Consider the following 17,151-nt stretch of genomic DNA (forward strand, 5'->3'; position numbering starts at 1 on the left):
CTCTTCCTTGCTGCGTCGTCCTTCATGACCACGGGGATCCAGCGCATCGACACGTCCGACGGTCTGCAGCTCATCGCGGACGGCAAGGTCGAGCAGGCCAAGATCGTCGACGGCCAGCAGCGGGTGGACCTGACCCTCACCGAGGACTTCGGTGACAAGGGCCGCAACGTGCAGTTCTACTACGTCCAGCCGCAGGGCCTGGCCGTCGTCGAGGCGATCACCGCTGCGGACCCCCCGGGCGGCTTCAACTCCGACGTGCCCCGCACCTCGTGGTGGGGGAGCCTGCTGGGCCTGATCCTGCCGTTCGTCATCATCCTCGGGCTCTTCTGGTTCCTGATGTCGCGGATGCAGGGCGGCGGCTCACGCGTCATGCAGTTCGGCAAGTCGCGCGCCAAGCTCGTGAGCAAGGAGACGCCTCAGGTCACCTTCGCGGACGTCGCGGGCGTCGACGAGGCGGTCGAGGAGCTCGAGGAGATCAAGGAGTTCCTCGCGGACCCGGCCAAGTTCCAGGCGGTCGGCGCGAAGATCCCCAAGGGCGTGCTGCTCTACGGCCAGCCCGGGACCGGCAAGACGCTCCTCGCGCGCGCCGTCGCCGGCGAGGCGGGTGTGCCGTTCTACTCCATCTCCGGCTCGGACTTCGTCGAGATGTTCGTCGGCGTGGGTGCCTCCCGGGTCCGCGACCTGTTCGACCAGGCCAAGCAGAACGCCCCGGCGATCATCTTCATCGACGAGATCGACGCCGTCGGGCGTCACCGCGGTGCCGGCATGGGTGGTGGCCACGACGAGCGCGAGCAGACGCTCAACCAGATGCTCGTCGAGATGGACGGGTTCGACGTCAAGGCCAACGTGATCCTCATCGCGGCCACGAACCGACCCGACATCCTCGACCCGGCGCTCCTGCGTCCCGGCCGCTTCGACCGGCAGATCGCCGTCGACGCGCCCGACCTCAAGGGCCGTGCGCGCATCCTCCAGGTGCACGCCCAGGGCAAGCCCATGGCGCCGCACGTCGACCTCACCGCCGTCGCCCGCCGCACCCCCGGCTTCACGGGCGCGGACCTGGCGAACGTGCTCAACGAGGCCGCGCTGCTCACGGCCCGCACGGGTGGCACGACGATCGGTGACCACGAGCTCGACGAGGCCATCGACCGCGTCATCGCCGGACCGCAGAAGCGCACGCGCATCATGAAGGTCTCCGAGCAGAAGATCACGGCCTACCACGAGGGCGGTCACGCGCTCGTCGCGACGGCCCTGCGGTACACCGACCCGGTCACGAAGGTCACGATCCTTCCCCGCGGTCGCGCGCTCGGCTACACGATGGTCATGCCGACCGAGGACAAGTACTCCACGACGCGCAACGAGCTGCTCGACCAGCTCGCGTACGCCATGGGTGGGCGCGTCGCCGAGGAGCTCGTGTTCCACGACCCGACCACGGGTGCGAGCAACGACATCGACAAGGCCACCGAGACCGCCCGCAAGATGGTCACGCAGTACGGCATGAGCGAGGTCATCGGTGCGGTCAAGCTCGGCCAGGACTCGGGCGAGGTCTTCATGGGCCGCGACATGGGCCACGGTCGCGACTACTCCGAGTCGGTGGCGACCTCCGTCGACATCGAGGTGCGTCGGCTCGTGGACGCGGCGCACGACGAGGCCTGGGCGATCCTGGTCGAGTACCGCGACGTCCTCGACCGCCTCGTCCTCGAGCTGCTCGAGCGGGAGACGCTGAACCAGTCGGAGCTCGTCGAGATCTTCGCCCCGGTCGTCAAGCGCCCGCCGCGCGACGTCTGGCTCTCGAGCGTGGAGCGGGCCGTCTCGTCGCGCCCGCCGGTCATGACTCCGACCGAGCTTGCCGACCTGGCTGCGACGGCCTCGCAGAACGGTCACATCGAGATCGCTCCCGAGCCGACCGAGCATGGCTGACCCGGTGCCCGACCGCGACCGTGGCCTGATCGGCGAGTACGACGCCGCGCGCGTCGAGGCAGCTGTCCGCGAGCTGCTGATCGGCGTCGGGGAGGACCCCGACCGCGAGGGTCTTCGGGACACCCCGGCCCGGGTCGCGCGCGCCTTCGCGGAAACCTTCGCGGGTCTGCGCCAGGAGCCCGAGGACGTCCTGACCACGACGTTCGACATCGGCCACGACGAGATGATCCTCGTCAAGGACATCGAGCTGTACTCGACGTGCGAGCACCACCTCGTGCCGTTCCACGGCGTCGCGCACGTCGGGTACATCCCCGGCGAGGACGGCCGCATCACAGGGCTGAGCAAGCTCGCTCGGCTCGTCGACGTCTACGCCCATCGCCCCCAGGTGCAGGAGCGGCTCACGAGCCAGGTGGCGGACGCCCTGGTCGAGTTCCTGAAGCCGCGCGGTGTGATCGTCGTCATCGAGTGCGAGCACCTGTGCATGTCGATGCGCGGCGTGCACAAGCCCGGGTCGCGCACCGTGACCTCGGCGGTGCGCGGGCAGATGCGCAGCCCCGCGACGCGTGCCGAGGCGATGGCCCTCGTGCTCGCCCGCTGACGTACGGGCCTAGGCTCGGCCCGTGAGCACCGGAGCGCGACCCGCACCCCTGCCCGACGCCCTCACCGGCCTGGGCCGCACGCTCGTCATGGGCGTCGTCAACGTCACGCCGGACTCGTTCTCGGACGGTGGCCGGTGGTTCACGCCGGGTGCCGCCGTCGCGCACGGTCTCGCGCTGCTCGACGACGGTGCCGACCTCCTCGACATCGGCGGCGAGTCGACCCGCCCCGGCGCGCGGCGGGTGCCTGTCGATGAGGAGCTCGTCCGGGTGCTCCCGGTCGTCGACGCGCTCGTGGCGCGTGGTGCCACGGTCAGCGTCGACACGACCCGCGCGCGGGTGGCCCGCGAGGCGGTCGAGCACGGCGCGGCGATCATCAACGACGTCTCGGGCGGGCTGGCGGACGACGCGATGTACGAGGTCGTGGCGCAGACCGGGGCCGTGTACGTCGCGATGCACTGGCGCGGCCACGCCGACGTCATGGACACGTTCGACGACTACGCGGACGTCGTGACCGATGTGCGTCGCGAGCTCGCCGAGCGGGTCGCGGCGTTGCGTGCGGCCGGTGTGCACGACGACCAGGTCGTCCTCGACCCGGGTCTCGGGTTCGCCAAGCCCGGTGCGAGCAACTGGCCGCTGCTGGCCCGACTGCCCGAGCTCGTCGCGGACGGCTTCCCGGTCCTGGTCGGCGCCTCCCGCAAGCGGTTCCTCGGGCACCTGCTGGCGCGCCCGGACGGTGAACCGGCGCCGCCGTTGGCACGGGACGACGCGACGGCGGCGATCAGCGCGCTCGCCGCCGCGGCCGGCGCATGGTGCGTGCGGGTGCACGACGTCAAGGCATCGGCCGACGCCGTGCGGGTCGCGGCGGCCTGGCGGGCGGCATCCACGGACGCGTCGACGGAGCCGTCGACTGACCTCAGGAGGGCGCAGTGAGCATGCAGCCGGAGCGGCCGCTCGACCAGATCCGGCTCGTCGGCATCGCAGCGACGGGCTATCACGGGGTGTTCGCCCACGAGCGTCGGGACGGTCAGACCTTCGTGGCCGACGTCGTCGTGCACCTCGACACCCGCCGCGCCGCAGCGAGCGACGACCTGGCCCACACGATCAACTACGGCGAGCTCGCGGAACGTGTCGCAGCAGTCCTGTCGGGTGAGCCCGCGGACCTGATCGAGACCGTCGCGGAGCGCATCGCGGCGACCGTCCTCGCCTACGGGCAGGCGGTCGCGGTCGACGTCGAGGTGCACAAGCCGCAGGCTCCGATCACCGTCCCGTTCGCGGACGTCGTCGTGGCGATCCACCGTGACCGCAACCGGCTGCCCGCGGCTGAGCCGTGGCGCGCTCCGGTCGAGTCGGCGCCCGTGCCCGTGGCCCCGCCCGTCCGCCCGGTGACGGCGGTCTTCCCGCAGGTCCCCGTCCCTGCCGGAGACACGGGCGCGCACGCGCTCTCGAGCGCGCTGGCCGTGTCGGTCCCGTTCGCACCGGAGGAGCTGGTCGTCGGCGAGCTCGTGAGCGACGCCCTCGACGCGACGCCCGCCGAGCCGGTCGACGTCGTGCTGGCCCTGGGTGCGAATCTCGGTGCCGCGCAGCAGACCCTGCGCGACGCCGTCTCGGACCTCGCGCGCGTGCGCGGGTTGACCGTCGTGGACGTCTCGCCGCTCGCCCGGTCGGCGGCCGTGGGAGGGCCCGAGCAGCCCGACTACCTCAACGCGGTCGTCCTCGCCCGCACGACCCTGTCCGCGCGGGACCTGCTGCGGGCGACCCAGGCGATCGAGCAGCAGCACGGGCGGGAGCGCCTCGAGCACTGGGGTCCGCGCACGCTCGACATCGACCTCGTCGTGTACGGCACGACGCTCGCCGTGACGGACGACCTCGAGCTCCCGCACCCGCGCGCGCACCAGCGTGCGTTCGTGCTCGAGCCGTGGGCGCAGCTCGCGCCCGACGCCGTCCTGCCCGGACTCGGAGGGGGTCCCGTCGCGCTGCTCGCGGCGACGGCTCCGGACCGTGCCGGGATCCGCTGGCTCGCGCTGGACTGGCTGACGGCTCCCGTGCTCCCGGAACCTGCGCCGCCCGAGCCCGAACCGGCACCTGCGACCCCACCTGCGTCCGCACCGGTCGTGGCGCCGGCCCCGGCCCCGGCACCCGAGCCCGACGCCGCGTCGCGCCCGACCCACGCAGCTGATCCCGACGTGTCGCCGGCGCCCGACGGTCCTGCGCCGCTCGCCTGGGCACCCGTCCGTGACACGAACGACGGCACCCAGGGGAGCTGGCCCGCGTGATGCAGCGCACCCGCGCCCAGACCCTCGGGATCGTCGCCGTCCTGGTCGCGCTCGCCGGCTGGCTGCTGTTCCGGGCCCTGGCGAGCCGTGGCGTGGTGCCACCGCCCGTCCCGTGGCTCGTCGTGGCGGTCGAGGTGGTCATCGCCGCCGTCGTGCTCGCGATGGGGTGGTCCGTCCGCCAGTACCTCAAGGGCAACAAGCCCGACCTGGACCCGATCCGGGCGGCCCGGACCGCGGTGCTCGCGAAGGCGAGCTGCTACACGGGTGCTGTCCTCGCCGGGTGGTACGGCGCCCAGGTCCTCGCGGTCCTCGGCGACCTCGACGTCGCGTCCCAGCGGTCGCGGGCGGTCGCGGCCGGGGTCGCCGTCGTCGGGGCGCTCGTGATGGCGGCGGTCGGGCTCGTCGTGGAGTGGTTCTGCCGGATCCCGCCGCCCGAGGACGGCGCGGCCGACTCCGGCAACCACTCCCGCGCCCCGTCGCCGGACCCCGCTGCGGGCTGAGCGTCGAACGGTCGAGAGTCGGCTGTGGCGTCGGGCGCGCCCGCGGTGACGCGCGCGGTGAAAGGATGAGCCCATGACGACCTCTGCCGGACCGTTCGACCCGGACGACGTGACCTGGACCCCGGTCTCGTTCCGGCTCGCGCACGCGCGGCTCACGGTGACAGCGATCGTCGTCGTCGTCGGGCTCGCGGTCACCGTGCCGTTCGCCCTGCTCGTCGGTGCAGGCTGGGGGTGGGCTCCCGCGGCGGTCGTCGCGGCGCTGGGGCTGTGGGCTGCCCTGCTCATCACGCGCCAGGTCCGCGCGATCGCGTATGCGGAGCGCGTCGACGACCTGCTGATCCGCAAGGGGATCCTGTTCCGATCCCTCGTCGTCGTCCCGTACGGCCGGATGCAGTACGTCGACGTGACGGCCGGACCTCTCGCACGACAGTTCGCGATCGCCTCGGTGCAGCTGCACACCGCCGCCGTCGGCACCAACGCGACGATCGACGGGCTCCCGCCCGAGGAGGCTGCGCGGCTGCGTGACCGGCTCGCGTCACGCGGCGAGGCGAGGTTGGCGGGGCTGTGAGCACCTCCGGGCCGGGCTTCCCGGCGTCGGCGACCGATCCCCGCGCCCCCGAGGTCGCCTGGCGCCGCATGCACCCCATCACACCGGCGCTCAAGGGATGGAAGGCGCTCGTCGCGCTGCTCGCGGTCGTGGCCTACAACATGACCGACAACATCCAGAGCATCGGCGAGCTCATGCAGGGCGGTCGGTGGCGCTACGTCCTCGCGGTCGTCCTCGCGATCGCTGCCGTCGGGTTCGCGTACGCGACGATCGCGTGGCGCGTGACGAAGTTCGTGGTCGACGACGAGGCCGTGCACCTGCACACCGGTGTCCTCTTCCGTCAGCAGCGTCAGGCGCGGCTCGACCGGCTCCAGGCGGTCGACATCGTCCAGCCCCTGCTCGCCCGGCTCACGGGTCTCGCCGAGCTCAGGCTCGAGGTCGCGGGGGGCTCGGGCTCGGCCGTCTCGCTGGCGTTCCTCAAGGAGTCGGAGGCCGAGGCGCTGCGGGCCGAGCTGCTCGCCCGCGCGGCCGGTCTCCGCGTGCGACCGGACGAGGCTCCTGCGGCGCGTGCGCCCGAGCAGCCGGTGTTCGAGGTGCCGATGCCGCGCATGCTGGCGTCCACGCTCCGCTCGTCCGCGACGGGGTGGCTCCTGGTGTTCGTCGTCGCGATCGTGGCGAGCGTCGTGGCGACCCGTGAGATCGCGCCGGTCTTCACGCTCGTGCCCGCGGTGCTCGGTGTGGGCGGGGCGATGTGGACGCGCGTCAACCAGGGGGCGAACTTCCGGGCGGCGATCTCCCCGGACGGCATCCGGCTGCGGCACGGGCTGACCGAGGCGCGTGCGCAGACGGTCCCACCGGGCCGGGTGCAGGCGCTGCGGTTCACCCAGGGCCCGTTGTGGCGTGGACCGGACTGGTGGCGCGTCGAGATGAACGTCGCGGGGTACGGCGGCGAGAAGGACCAGCAGACCGAGAACGTGCTGCTGCCGGTCGGCACGCGCGCAGAGGCGCTGCTCGCGCTGTGGCTCGTGCTGCCCGACCTGCAGGTCGAGGACCCGCGGGCGCTGTTCGACGCGGCCCTGGCCGGTTCGGGGGAGGCGGGCGGGTTCACCACCGTGCCGCGGCGTGCGCGCCTGCTCGACCTCGTGGGCTGGCGTCGGCGCGGGGTCCTCGTCACCGACCGCGCGCTGTTCGTGCGCCACGGCCGGATCGTGCGCCGCCTCGTCGTCGTGCCGCACGAGCGCACGCAGTCCCTCGGGCTGACGCAGGGACCGATCCAGCGCAAGCTGCGGGTCGCGTCGATGGTCGTCCACTCGACGGCCGGCCCGGTGCACCCGATGGTCGAGCACCTCGACGAGCACGTCGCCGCGGCGCTCCTCGACGAGCAGACCGTGCGGGCGCGTACGGCTCGCGCGGGCGCTCTGCCCGAGCAGTGGATGCGTCGACCGGAGGCCCTGTGACGTCCGAGGGTCCGGCAGGGCGTCCTGGGCGCCTCGGCGTCGGCGTCGTCGGCGCAGGTCGGGTCGGTGCCGTGATCGGCGGCGCGCTGCGGGCCGCGGGCCACCCGGTGGTCGCGGTCAGCGCCGTCTCCGAGGAGTCGCGGGCACGCGCCGAGACGATGCTGCCCGGCGTCCCGATCCTGGAGATCACCGAGGTCGTCCGCCGATCCGAGCTCGTGCTTCTCGCGGTGCCCGACGACGCGCTCGCGTCCCTCGTCCAGGGCCTCGCAGGCGTGGGTGCCTGGCAGGCCGGCCAGATCGTCGTCCACACGTCAGGACGTCACGGCGTCCGCGTGCTCGACCCCGCACGCCCCGCGGGGGTCATCCCGCTCGCGCTGCACCCCGCGATGACGTTCACGGGCACCTCGCTCGACCTCAGCCGGCTCGTGGGCTGCCCGTTCGCCGTGACCGGACCCGGCCCGGTCCTCCCCATCGGGCAGGCGCTCGTGGTCGAGATCGGCGGCGAGCCCGTCGTCGTCGCGGAGGACGACCGCGCGCTGTACCACGCGGCCCTCGCGCACGGTGCGAACCACCTCGTCGTGCTCGTCGCGCAGGCCGGGCAGGCGCTCGCGGCCGCGGGGATCGAGGACCCGGGCCGCATGCTCGGACCGCTGCTCTCAGCCGCTCTCGACGGTGCGCTGCGCGCGGCCTCGACGCCCGCCGGGGCGATCACGGCCCTGACCGGTCCGGTGCGGCGCGGAGACGCCGACACGGTGCGGGACCATGGTGCGATGCTCGACGAGCTCGGCGCACGCACGGGCGCGATCGACGTGGCTCCCGCCTACCGGGTGCTCGCACGGGCCGCGACGCAGCGCGCGCTCGCGGCGGGCCTGGTGGGCCAGAGCGCTGCCGAGCGGCTGCTCGACGCCCTCGACGCGCCTGGCGCGGGCATGACCGGCGGCTCCGACGCGTTGACGCCGGAGGAGCGGCACGACCCGGGGACCGACCCCGGTGGCACGCGGGAGGACGACGCATGAACGCGCAGGACCGGCTCGAGGCGGCGGGCACCCCGACGCTCGCGCGGACGAGGGACGAGCTCGCCGCGGCCCTGGCCGTTCAGGGCGCCCACGGGCTCGCGACGGCGCAGCCCGCGACGGGCGGCCGCGTCGGCCGGCTCCCGGCGCGCGCGGTCGTCATGACGATGGGCGCGCTGCACGCCGGGCACCTCGCCCTGGTCGCCGCGGCCAAGGCGTCGGCCCAGCACGTCGTCGTGACGATCTTCGTCAACCCGCTGCAGTTCGGCCCGGACGAGGACCTCGACCGCTACCCGCGTGACCTCGCCGGCGACCTCGCCCTCCTGACCGGACCCGGGCTGCTCGGTGCGGGCGACGTCGTGTTCGCGCCGACGCCTGACGTCGTGTACGCGGACGGCGACCCGGTCGTGCGGGTCAGCGCCGGCCGGTTCGGCGAGGTGCTCGAGACCGTCGCGCGGCCCGGCCACCTGGACGGCGTGCTGACCGTCGTCCTCAAGCTGCTCCACCTGACCCGCCCGGACGTCGCGATGTTCGGGCAGAAGGACGCCCAGCAGGTCGCGGCGGTCCGACGGATGGTCCGCGACCTCGACGTGCCGGTCGACGTCCGCGAGGTCGCGACGGTCCGGGACGCCGACGGCTTGGCGCTGTCGTCGCGCAACGCGTACCTCAGCCCGGCCGAGCGCACCCGTGCCCTTGTCCTGGGCCGCTCGGTGCGGGCCGCGCACGATGCTGCCGACGGGCCTGGCGCGACCCCCGCGCACGTGCGAGCTGCGGCCCACGCCGTGCTCGCCGGAGCCGACATCGAGCTCGAGTACGCCGAGCTGGTCGACCCCGCGACCTTCGAGGCGGTCGACGACCGGTTCACCGGCCCCGCCGTGCTCGCCGTCGCAGCCCGCGTCGGCGCGACACGCCTCATCGACAACGCGTGGGTCATGCTCGGCGACCCGACCGCACACCCCCAGACCGCGCCCACCACGAGCGCATACACCGCGACCGAGCGCACGGAGGCCTCCCGATGACATCTCTGCTCCGACCCATGCTGATCGGCAAGATCCACCGCGCCACGGTGACGCAGGCCGACCTGCACTACGTGGGCTCCATCACCGTCGACGCCGACCTGCTCGCGGCCGCGAACCTGCTGCCCGGCGAGCAGCTCGACGTCGTCGACGTGACGAACGGCTCGCGCCTGACGACGTACGCGATCGCGGGCGAGGCCGGGTCCGGCCAGGTCTGCATCAACGGTGCGGCGGCCCACCACGTCCACCCCGGCGACGTCGTGATCCTCATGGCGTACGGGCTTCTGTCGGACGCCGAAGCGCGCACGTACAGCCCGCACGTGGTTCTCGTCGACCACGACAACCGGATCGTCGGGCGGAGCGAGGACCCGGGCCAGGTGCCTCCCGAGTGGACGGCGGAGTCCGGCCTCGAGCCGAGCGGCGTGCCGTTCAGCGAGGGCCGCGGTCTCGTGCAGGGGTCGGCCTGGTGACGGTCCAGCTCGCCGCCCGCCTCGCCGCTCCGGCGCCCGGGTGGACGGCGCAGGCCGACGCGATCGTCGTCGGCTCCGGGGTCGCCGGCCTGACCGCTGCGCTCGAGCTGCGCACGCGCGTGCCGCGCGTGCTCCTCGTGACGAAGGGCGTGCTCGCGTCGGGCTCGACCGTGTGGGCGCAGGGCGGCATCGCGGCCGCGCTCGACCCGGACGACTCCCCGGCCGCGCACCTGCAGGACACGCTCGTCGCAGGAGCCGGCCTGTGCGACCCGCGCGCCGTGGAGGTCCTGGTCACCGAGGGGCCGGTGCGCGTGCGCGAGCTGGTCGGGCTCGGCGCGGTGTTCGACCGCGCGCCCGACGGCGAGATCGCCCTGACCCGCGAGGGCGGGCACCACGCCGACCGGATCGTGCACGCCGGCGGGGACGCCACGGGCGCGGAGGTCTCGCGTGCGCTGCTCGCCCAGCTCGAGGCGGTGCGCAACGACCCGGGCATCGAGGTCATCGAGCACGCCCTGGTCCTCGACGTGCTGACCGGTCCGGCGGGGCCCGACGGCCGGCCGGGGGCGGTGTGCGGCGTGACGCTGCACGTCATCGGGGCGGGCTCGCGGGACGGTGTCGGTGCGGCTCTGGCACCCGCGGTGATCCTCGCGACGGGCGGCATCGGGCAGGTGTTCCGCTCGTCGACGAACCCGGTCCAGGCGACAGGCGACGGCATCGCGGCGGCACTGCGCGCGGGTGCGGTGGTCGGTGACATCGAGTTCGTGCAGTTCCACCCGACCGTCCTGTGGCTCGGCGCGGGTGTCCGGGGGCAGCTCACGCTGGTCTCGGAGGCCGTGCGGGGCGAGGGTGCCTACCTGCTCGACACCGACGGCGTGCGGTTCATGACCGCGGTGCACCCCATGGCCGAGCTCGCGCCCCGGGACGTCGTCGCGCAGGCGATCGTCCGCCAGATGGCGCTGACCGACTCCGACCACGTGCTGCTCGACGCGCGCCACCTCGGCGCCGACTTCCTGCGCAAGCGGTTCCCGACGATCCACGAGCGGCTGCTCGAGCACGGCATCGACATGACGACGGACCTCGTGCCCGTCGCCCCCGCGCAGCACTACCACTCGGGTGGCGTCGTGACGGACCTGGTCGGCCGCACGACGGTCCGGGGCCTGTACGCGGCCGGCGAGGCGGCCTGCACGGGTGTGCACGGCGCGAACCGGCTCGCGTCGAACTCGCTCCTCGAGGGCCTGGTCTTCGCGTACCGCGCGGCGCGCGACGTCGCCGGCCGCGTGTCGTCGGGCGAGCTCGCCCAGGCGGACCCCGTCGACCGGCCCGGACCCGCCGCGCTCGTCGCGGGCGCAGCACGCTCGCGCATCCAACGGGCCGCGAGCGACGGCCCCGGGGTGGTGCGCTCGGCCGACGGCCTGCTCGCGGCGGCCCACGTCCTCGCGGCAGTCCGGACCGACGCGCACCTCGCGCCCGGCGGCCCGGCGGGCACGGCGACGGGACTGCTCCCGGTCGTCGCCCGCCCCCAGGCAGCCGAGTGGGAGACCACCAACGTGCACCAGGTCGCCTCGGTGCTCACCGCGACCGCGCTCGAGCGCACGGAGAGCCGCGGCGGCCACTTCCGCAGCGACTTCCCGGTCCCCGACCCGGCCTGGCTGCAGCGGCTCGAGGCCCAGCTCGACGCGGACGGGCGGCTCGTGACGCACCGGGTCACGGTGGGCGAATGAACGGCCCGGCGGGGGACGTCCCGCTCGATCCGGCATGGATCGAGCGCATCGTGGCGACTGCGCTCGACGAGGACCTCGGTCCGGAGCCGGGCCGCGACGTGACGACCCAGGCGACGATCCCCGCGGAGGACCGCGGAGTCGCCCACCTGGTCGCTCGCGCGGACGGGGTCGTCGCGGGACTCGTCGTCGTGCCCGAGGTCCTCTCCCAGGTCGCGCGACGGCTCGGCCTGCCGCCCGCGTCGTGCGAGCAGCGCGTCGCCGACGGCTCGCGCGTCGTCCGTGGCGACGTCCTCGCGGTTCTCGCGGGACCGGTCCAGGTGCTGCTCGTCGCCGAGCGGACGCTGCTCAACCTCACGTCGCGCGCGTCGGGTGTCGCGTCGCACACCCGACGCTGGGCCGACGCGCTCGAGGGCACGGGCGCGCGCGTGCTCGACACCCGCAAGACGACGCCCGGCCTGCGTGCGCTCGAGAAGTACGCGGTGCGCTGCGGCGGCGGGACGAACAAGCGCATGGGCCTGTACGACGTCGCAATGATCAAGGACAACCATGTCGTGGCGACCGGCTCGGTCGCGGCTGCCGTCGCCGCGGTGCGGGCGCGGTTCCCGGACGTCGCGATCCAGGTCGAGGCGGACACCCTCGACCAGGCGCTCGAGGCGCTCGACTCCGGCGCGCGGTTCCTGCTGCTCGACAACATGCCCACCCCGCTGCTGGGCGAGGTCGTCGAGGCGGTCCGGGCGCGCGAGTCGCAGACGGGTCGCGTCGAGCTCGAGGCCACCGGGAACCTCACGCTCGACCGGGCCCGCGAGGTGGCGGGCACGGGCGTCGACTACCTGTCGGTCGGCGCGCTGACCCACTCGTCCCCGATCCTCGACCTCGCCCTCGACCTGACGCCCGCGCCTGCCGCCTGACGCGCGGCGGGCCGGTGCCCCGGCGCTCGGTAGCATGGCGCGGTGAGTCACAGCGGGCCCAGTGGGGTCGAGGAGTCGGTCGAGGATCTTCCCGAGCAGATGCGGGTCCGCCACGAGAAGCGCGCGCGGCTGCTCGAGGAGGGTGTCGCGCCCTACCCGGTGTCGGTGCCGCGCACGCACACGATCGCCGAGGTGCGGGCCGCGTACCCGGATCTCGAGCAGGGGACCGAGACGACCGACGTCGTCGGGGTCGCCGGTCGCGTCGTGTACCTGCGCAACACCGGCAAGCTGTGCTTCGTCACGCTGCAGGACGGCGAAGGCAACCGGCTTCAGGCGATGCTGAGCCTCGCGGACATCGGTGAGGACCGGCTCGCGGCCTTCAAGTCCGACATCGACCTCGGCGACCACCTCTTCGTGCACGGTCACGTCGGTTCGTCGCGGCGCGGCGAGCTCTCGGTGTTCGCCGACGCGTGGCAGCTCGCCGCGAAGGCGCTGCGCCCGCTGCCGGTGCTGCACAAGGAGCTGTCCGAGGAGGCGCGCGTCCGGCAGCGGTACGTCGACCTGATCGCGCGTCCGGCTGCGCGCGAGACGGCCCGTCAGCGCGCCGGCGTCGTGCGCTCGCTCCGGGAGAACTTCCACCGGCGCGGCTATCTCGAGATCGAGACGCCGATGCTCCAGACACAGGCGGGTGGCGCGACCGCGCGCCCGTTCGTGACGCACATGAACGCGTTCGACATGGACCTGTACCTGCGCATCGCGCCCGAGCTGTACCTGAAGCGGGCCGTCGTCGGCGGCATCGAGCGGGTCTTCGAGATCAACCGGAACTTCCGCAACGAGGGCGCGGACTCGACGCACTCGCCCGAGTTCGCGATGCTCGAGGCGTACGAGGCCTACGGCGACTACGACACGATGGCAGCCCTGACGCGCGACCTCGTCCAGACCGCGGCGCTCGACGTCCTCGGGACGACGACGATCACGCTGCCCGACGGCGAGGAGTACGAGCTGGGCGGCGAGTGGGCCCAGCTGACCATGTACGGGTCGCTGTCGGAGGCGCTCGGCGAGGAGATCACGCACGACACCTCCGACGCGTACCTCAAGGCGCTCGTCGACCGCTTCGACCTGCAGATCGACCCGGCGCGCCAGAATCACGGCAAGCTGGTCGAGGAGCTGTGGGAGCACAACGTCGGCAACTCGCTCTTCGCGCCGACGTTCGTGCGTGACTTCCCCGTCGAGACGAGCCCGCTCACCCGCGACCACCGCTCGACGCCCGGCCTCGTCGAGAAGTGGGACCTCTACGTCCGCGGATTCGAGCTGGCGACGGCCTATTCCGAGCTCGTGGACCCGGTGATCCAGCGGCAGCGCTTCGAGGCGCAGGCGTTGCTGGCCGCCGCGGGCGACGACGAGGCGATGTCGGTTGACGAGGACTTTCTCACGGCTGTCGAGCACGCATTGCCGCCGGCCGGCGGGATGGGAATGGGCATCGACAGGCTGCTCATGGCGCTCACAGGATTGGGCATCCGCGAGACGATCCTGTTCCCGCTCGTGAAGCCGCAGGCATGAGGAGCGCTGAAGGTGTCCGGGCGCGCCGGGCTCGGCAGGTCGACGTAGGCTCGCGGCGATGAACACGTTCTGGTCCATCTTCGCCGCCGTGGTCCCGTCGATCGGCGTCGGGCTGCTGTTCTGGCTCGCCATGCGCTCGCTCGTGAATGCCGACCGGACGGAACGTGCAGCGCTCGCACGCATGGACGCCCGCGAGCGCGAGGTGGGCACCCAGCCCATTCCGCCCGCAGCGGATTCAGATTCCTGACCGTCAAAGGGGCTCTCTCCCTTTGACGGTCGATTCGAATGGTGTCATGCTTCCGGTGATCAGTTCTCATGCACGTCGTTCACCTTGGAGAGAACAATGGCACAGAAGGTTCAGGTCCTGCTCGTCGACGACATTGACGGCGGCACGGCCGACGAGACGGTCACATTCGCCGTCGACGGCGTGACGTACGAGATCGACCTCACGGCAGAGCACGCAGCCGAGCTCCGCAGCTCGGTCGCCACGTGGGTGGGCCACGCACGCAAGATCGGCGGGCGCACGTCGACCGCCGGCGGCCGCCCGGCGCGGGGTCGTCGTGGCACGGGTGTCGACGCGGGCGCGATCCGTGAGTGGGCCAAGGCCAACGGGCACCACGTGTCCGAGCGCGGACGCATCTCCGCCGGGGTCAAGGCCGCGTACGACGCCGCACACTGACCGACACGCGCTGACCGACACGCACCACCGACCGCACGGCGCAGCCTGTTGCGGGGCACACTGAGCATGTAGCGGAGCCCGGTACCCGTCGAGGGGTGCCGGGCTCCGCTGCGTCAGGGGTCCGTCCGCGAGACCGCGGTCAGGCCGGGCGCGTCCCGGTGAGCTCACGGACCGCCGCGTACTGCGCGCGGACCTGCGGGGCCGGGTCGGCCCGGTAGACCTCGGCGCTGCCGGCCGCGGTCCAGGCGGGCGGCGTCGCCGCGCCGGACAGCACCCAGGCGGCCTGCCGCGCGGCACCGTCGGCGACGTACTCGCCAGGCGTGGGGACGGCGACGTCGAGCCCGAGCACGCTGGGCGCGATGCGGCGGACCGCCTCCGACTGCGCGCCGCCACCGATGAGGAACACCCGCTGCACGGGCACGCCCTGGGCCACGAGCGCGTCGAGGCCGTCGGCGAGGGCGCAGAGCATGCCTTCCACCGCGGCGCGCGCCAGGTGGGCCGGCGTGGTGTTCGCGAGCCGCAGGCCGTGCAGCGCCCCGGTGGCGTCGGGCTTGTTGGGGGTGCGCTCACCCTCGAGGTAGGGGACGAGGACGAGCCCGTCGGCACCGGCCGGTGCGGACAGCGCGAGGGCAGACAGTCCCGCGTGGTCGACGCCGAGCATCCGGGCGGCCGCGTCGAGCACGCGCGAGGCGTTGAGCGTGCAGGCGAGCGGCAGGAAGGCGCCGGTCGCATCGGCGAACCCGGTGACGAGCCCGGAGGCGTCGGCCGTCGGGACGGCGGAGATCGCCGAGACGACGCCGGACGTGCCGATCGAGATCGCGACGTCGCCGGGCGTGAGGCCGAGCCCGAGCGCAGCGGCCGCGTTGTCACCGGCGCCGGCGCCCAGCGCGGGTCGCAGAGCGCCGACGGCGGACGTCCCCGCGCGCTCGCCGGGGCCGACGACGCGCGGAAGCACCGCGTCGTGGCCGAGCGCGAGCGTGAGCAGGTCGCGGCGGTAGTCGTCGGAGCTCGGCGACCAGTACCCGGTGCCCGAGGCGTCCGAGCGGTCGGTCGTGAGCGCGGCCAGGGCCGCCGCGGGGTCGCTGCTGCCCGGTCCGTGGCCGGCGAGCCGCCACGTCAACCAGTCGTGGGGGAGAGCCACCGCGGCCACGCGGGCGGCGTTGGCGGGCTCGTGGTCGCGGAGCCAGCGCAGCTTGGTCACGGTCAGGGACGCAACCGGGACCGATCCGATGGCCGACGCCCAGGCAGCGGCGCCGTCACCGTCACCCGTGGCGCCGAGCTCGTCGATGAGGTCGAGCGCGGACTGCGCCGAGCGGGTGTCGTTCCACAGGAGCGCGTCGCGCACGACGGCGCCGTCGGAGTCCAGCGCGACCATGCCGTGCTGCTGACCGCCGACCGAGATGGCCTCGACGTCGTCCAGGCCTCCCGCGTCGGCGATCGCGACCTGCAGGGCGTCCCACCAGCGCGCGGGGTCGATCTCGGTGCCGTCGGGGTGGCTGGCGCGTCCCGAGCGCACGAGTGCGCCCGTCGCGGCGTCGCGCACGACGACCTTGCAGGACTGGGTGGACGAGTCCACCCCGGCGACGAGCGTCATTGTCGGGTCTCCCTCTGGGGAAAGCCGCGACGTCCGCACCCGGGGTGCGGGTGCGGACGTCGCGGTCGAGCGGGGTGTGTCAGTGCTGCGTGCGGGTCAGCGGGCGCCGAGAGCGTGCTCGAGCGCGAGCTGGTTGAGGTGGACGAAGTGGAAGCCGCGCTTGGCGACGTCCTCGACGTCCAGGTCCTCGAACGTCGAGCGGTCGTTCAGCAGGTCGTCGAGGGTCTCGCCCTCGGCGATCGTCGGCTGTGCCAGCTCGAAGACACCGGCCTCCTCGAGCGCAGCCTGCACCTCGGGGTCGGCCCGGAACGCGAGCGCGCGCTCCTTGAGGATCAGGTAGGCCTGGATGTTCGCCGCGGCGGACTCCCAGACGCCGGCCATGTCCTCGGTGCGCGACGGCTTGTAGTCGAAGTGACGCGGGCCGTCGTAGCGCGGGCCGCCGCTCGGGAAGCCGTTCTCGACCAGGTCGACCGTGGCGAAGGCGGAGAACAGGTCGCCGTGGCCGAAGACCAGGTCCTGGTCGTACTTGATGGACCGCTGGCCGTTGAGGTCGATGTGGAAGAGCTTGTTCGCCCAGAGCGCCTGGGCGATGCCGCTCGTGTAGTTGAGGCCGGCCATCTGCTCGTGACCCGTCTCCGGGTTCAGCCCGACGATGTCGCCGTGCTCGAGCTGGGCGATGAAGCCCAGCGCGTGCCCGACGGTGGGGAGCAGGATGTCGCCGCGGGGCTCGTTGGGCTTGGGCTCGAGGGCGAATCGGAGGTCGTAGCCCCGATCGCGCACGTGGGCGCAGCACAGGTTCACCGCTTCGGCGTAGCGGTCCAGCGCGGCGCGGATGTCCTTGGCGGCCTCGGCCTCGACGCCCTCGCGGCCACCCCACATGACGAACACCGTCGCGCC

17 protein-coding genes are annotated in these 17,151 nt (G+C 73.5%); 15 read left to right on the plus strand and 2 right to left on the minus strand.

Annotated features, from left to right (window positions below; genetic code table 11):
- The first annotated feature begins 24 nt into the window (after nucleotides 1-24).
- The 15 genes from ftsH to VFW79_RS04880 all read left to right on the plus strand — a co-directional run bounded on the left by ftsH (nucleotide 25) and on the right by VFW79_RS04880 (nucleotide 14,660).
- Entirely contained in the window at nucleotides 25-1,917 is a 1,893-nt protein-coding gene (gene ftsH, locus VFW79_RS04810; RefSeq protein WP_329676193.1) for an ATP-dependent zinc metalloprotease FtsH, read from the plus strand.
- Entirely contained in the window at nucleotides 1,910-2,515 is a 606-nt protein-coding gene (gene folE / locus VFW79_RS04815; RefSeq protein WP_329676182.1) for a GTP cyclohydrolase I FolE, read from the plus strand. The genes ftsH and folE overlap by 8 nt, the downstream gene beginning before the upstream one ends.
- 88 nt (nucleotides 2,516-2,603) lie before the next feature.
- Nucleotides 2,604-3,446, plus strand: a complete 843-nt coding sequence (folP, locus tag VFW79_RS04820) for a dihydropteroate synthase (RefSeq protein ID WP_329676194.1) — start codon at nucleotides 2,604-2,606, stop codon at nucleotides 3,444-3,446.
- Nucleotides 3,447-3,448: 2 nt separating this feature from the next.
- Nucleotides 3,449-4,789: a 2-amino-4-hydroxy-6-hydroxymethyldihydropteridine diphosphokinase gene (gene folK, locus VFW79_RS04825; protein ID WP_329676195.1), complete on the plus strand. Its 1,341-nt coding sequence runs from the start codon at nucleotides 3,449-3,451 to the stop codon at nucleotides 4,787-4,789.
- On the plus strand, nucleotides 4,789-5,289 hold the full coding sequence (locus VFW79_RS04830) for a DUF3180 domain-containing protein (RefSeq protein ID WP_329676196.1): 501 nt from the start codon (nucleotides 4,789-4,791) through the stop codon (nucleotides 5,287-5,289). Before folK ends, VFW79_RS04830 begins: the two co-directional genes overlap by 1 nt.
- 73 nt (nucleotides 5,290-5,362) lie before the next feature.
- Nucleotides 5,363-5,857 carry a PH domain-containing protein gene (locus VFW79_RS04835; RefSeq protein ID WP_329676183.1) on the plus strand — a complete coding sequence of 165 codons (495 nt, stop codon included), beginning with the start codon at nucleotides 5,363-5,365 and terminating at the stop codon, nucleotides 5,855-5,857.
- Complete coding sequence (locus VFW79_RS04840; RefSeq protein ID WP_329676184.1) at nucleotides 5,854-7,293, plus strand: PH domain-containing protein; 1,440 nt, start codon at nucleotides 5,854-5,856, stop codon at nucleotides 7,291-7,293. Before VFW79_RS04835 ends, VFW79_RS04840 begins: the two co-directional genes overlap by 4 nt.
- Entirely contained in the window at nucleotides 7,290-8,309 is a 1,020-nt protein-coding gene (locus tag VFW79_RS04845) for a Rossmann-like and DUF2520 domain-containing protein (protein WP_329676185.1), read from the plus strand. The genes VFW79_RS04840 and VFW79_RS04845 overlap by 4 nt, the downstream gene beginning before the upstream one ends.
- Complete coding sequence (panC, locus tag VFW79_RS04850) at nucleotides 8,306-9,325, plus strand: pantoate--beta-alanine ligase (RefSeq protein WP_329676186.1); 1,020 nt, start codon at nucleotides 8,306-8,308, stop codon at nucleotides 9,323-9,325. The genes VFW79_RS04845 and panC overlap by 4 nt, the downstream gene beginning before the upstream one ends.
- A complete protein-coding gene (panD, locus tag VFW79_RS04855) occupies nucleotides 9,322-9,792 on the plus strand; it encodes an aspartate 1-decarboxylase (RefSeq protein WP_329676187.1) in 471 nt (156 codons plus the stop codon). The genes panC and panD overlap by 4 nt, the downstream gene beginning before the upstream one ends.
- Entirely contained in the window at nucleotides 9,789-11,513 is a 1,725-nt protein-coding gene (locus VFW79_RS04860; RefSeq protein ID WP_414647874.1) for an L-aspartate oxidase, read from the plus strand. Before panD ends, VFW79_RS04860 begins: the two co-directional genes overlap by 4 nt.
- The gene (gene nadC / locus VFW79_RS04865; protein ID WP_329676188.1) at nucleotides 11,510-12,421 is read left to right on the plus strand and encodes a carboxylating nicotinate-nucleotide diphosphorylase; all 912 of its coding nucleotides are present in this window, start codon (nucleotides 11,510-11,512) and stop codon (nucleotides 12,419-12,421) included. The genes VFW79_RS04860 and nadC overlap by 4 nt, the downstream gene beginning before the upstream one ends.
- 99 nt (nucleotides 12,422-12,520) lie before the next feature.
- Entirely contained in the window at nucleotides 12,521-13,981 is a 1,461-nt protein-coding gene (lysS, locus tag VFW79_RS04870; RefSeq protein ID WP_329676198.1) for a lysine--tRNA ligase, read from the plus strand.
- A 58-nt stretch (nucleotides 13,982-14,039) separates the two neighbouring features.
- A complete protein-coding gene (locus tag VFW79_RS04875; protein WP_329676189.1) occupies nucleotides 14,040-14,228 on the plus strand; it encodes a hypothetical protein in 189 nt (62 codons plus the stop codon).
- A gap of 96 nt (nucleotides 14,229-14,324) precedes the next feature.
- Entirely contained in the window at nucleotides 14,325-14,660 is a 336-nt protein-coding gene (locus VFW79_RS04880) for an Lsr2 family protein (protein WP_329676190.1), read from the plus strand.
- A 139-nt stretch (nucleotides 14,661-14,799) separates the two neighbouring features.
- Here VFW79_RS04880 and xylB read toward each other — a convergent pair whose 3' ends face one another.
- Both xylB and VFW79_RS04890 read right to left on the minus strand, forming a co-directional pair.
- Nucleotides 14,800-16,254 carry a xylulokinase gene (gene xylB, locus VFW79_RS04885; protein ID WP_329676191.1) on the minus strand — a complete coding sequence of 485 codons (1,455 nt, stop codon included), beginning with the start codon at nucleotides 16,252-16,254 and terminating at the stop codon, nucleotides 14,800-14,802.
- A gap of 96 nt (nucleotides 16,255-16,350) precedes the next feature.
- Nucleotides 16,351-17,151, minus strand: an 801-nt coding sequence (locus VFW79_RS04890; protein ID WP_329676192.1) for a TIM barrel protein, incomplete at its 5' end; no start/stop codon positions are given.

It is taken from the genome of Cellulomonas sp. (assembly GCF_036279715.1).
GTDB lineage: Bacteria > Actinomycetota > Actinomycetes > Actinomycetales > Cellulomonadaceae > Cellulomonas_A.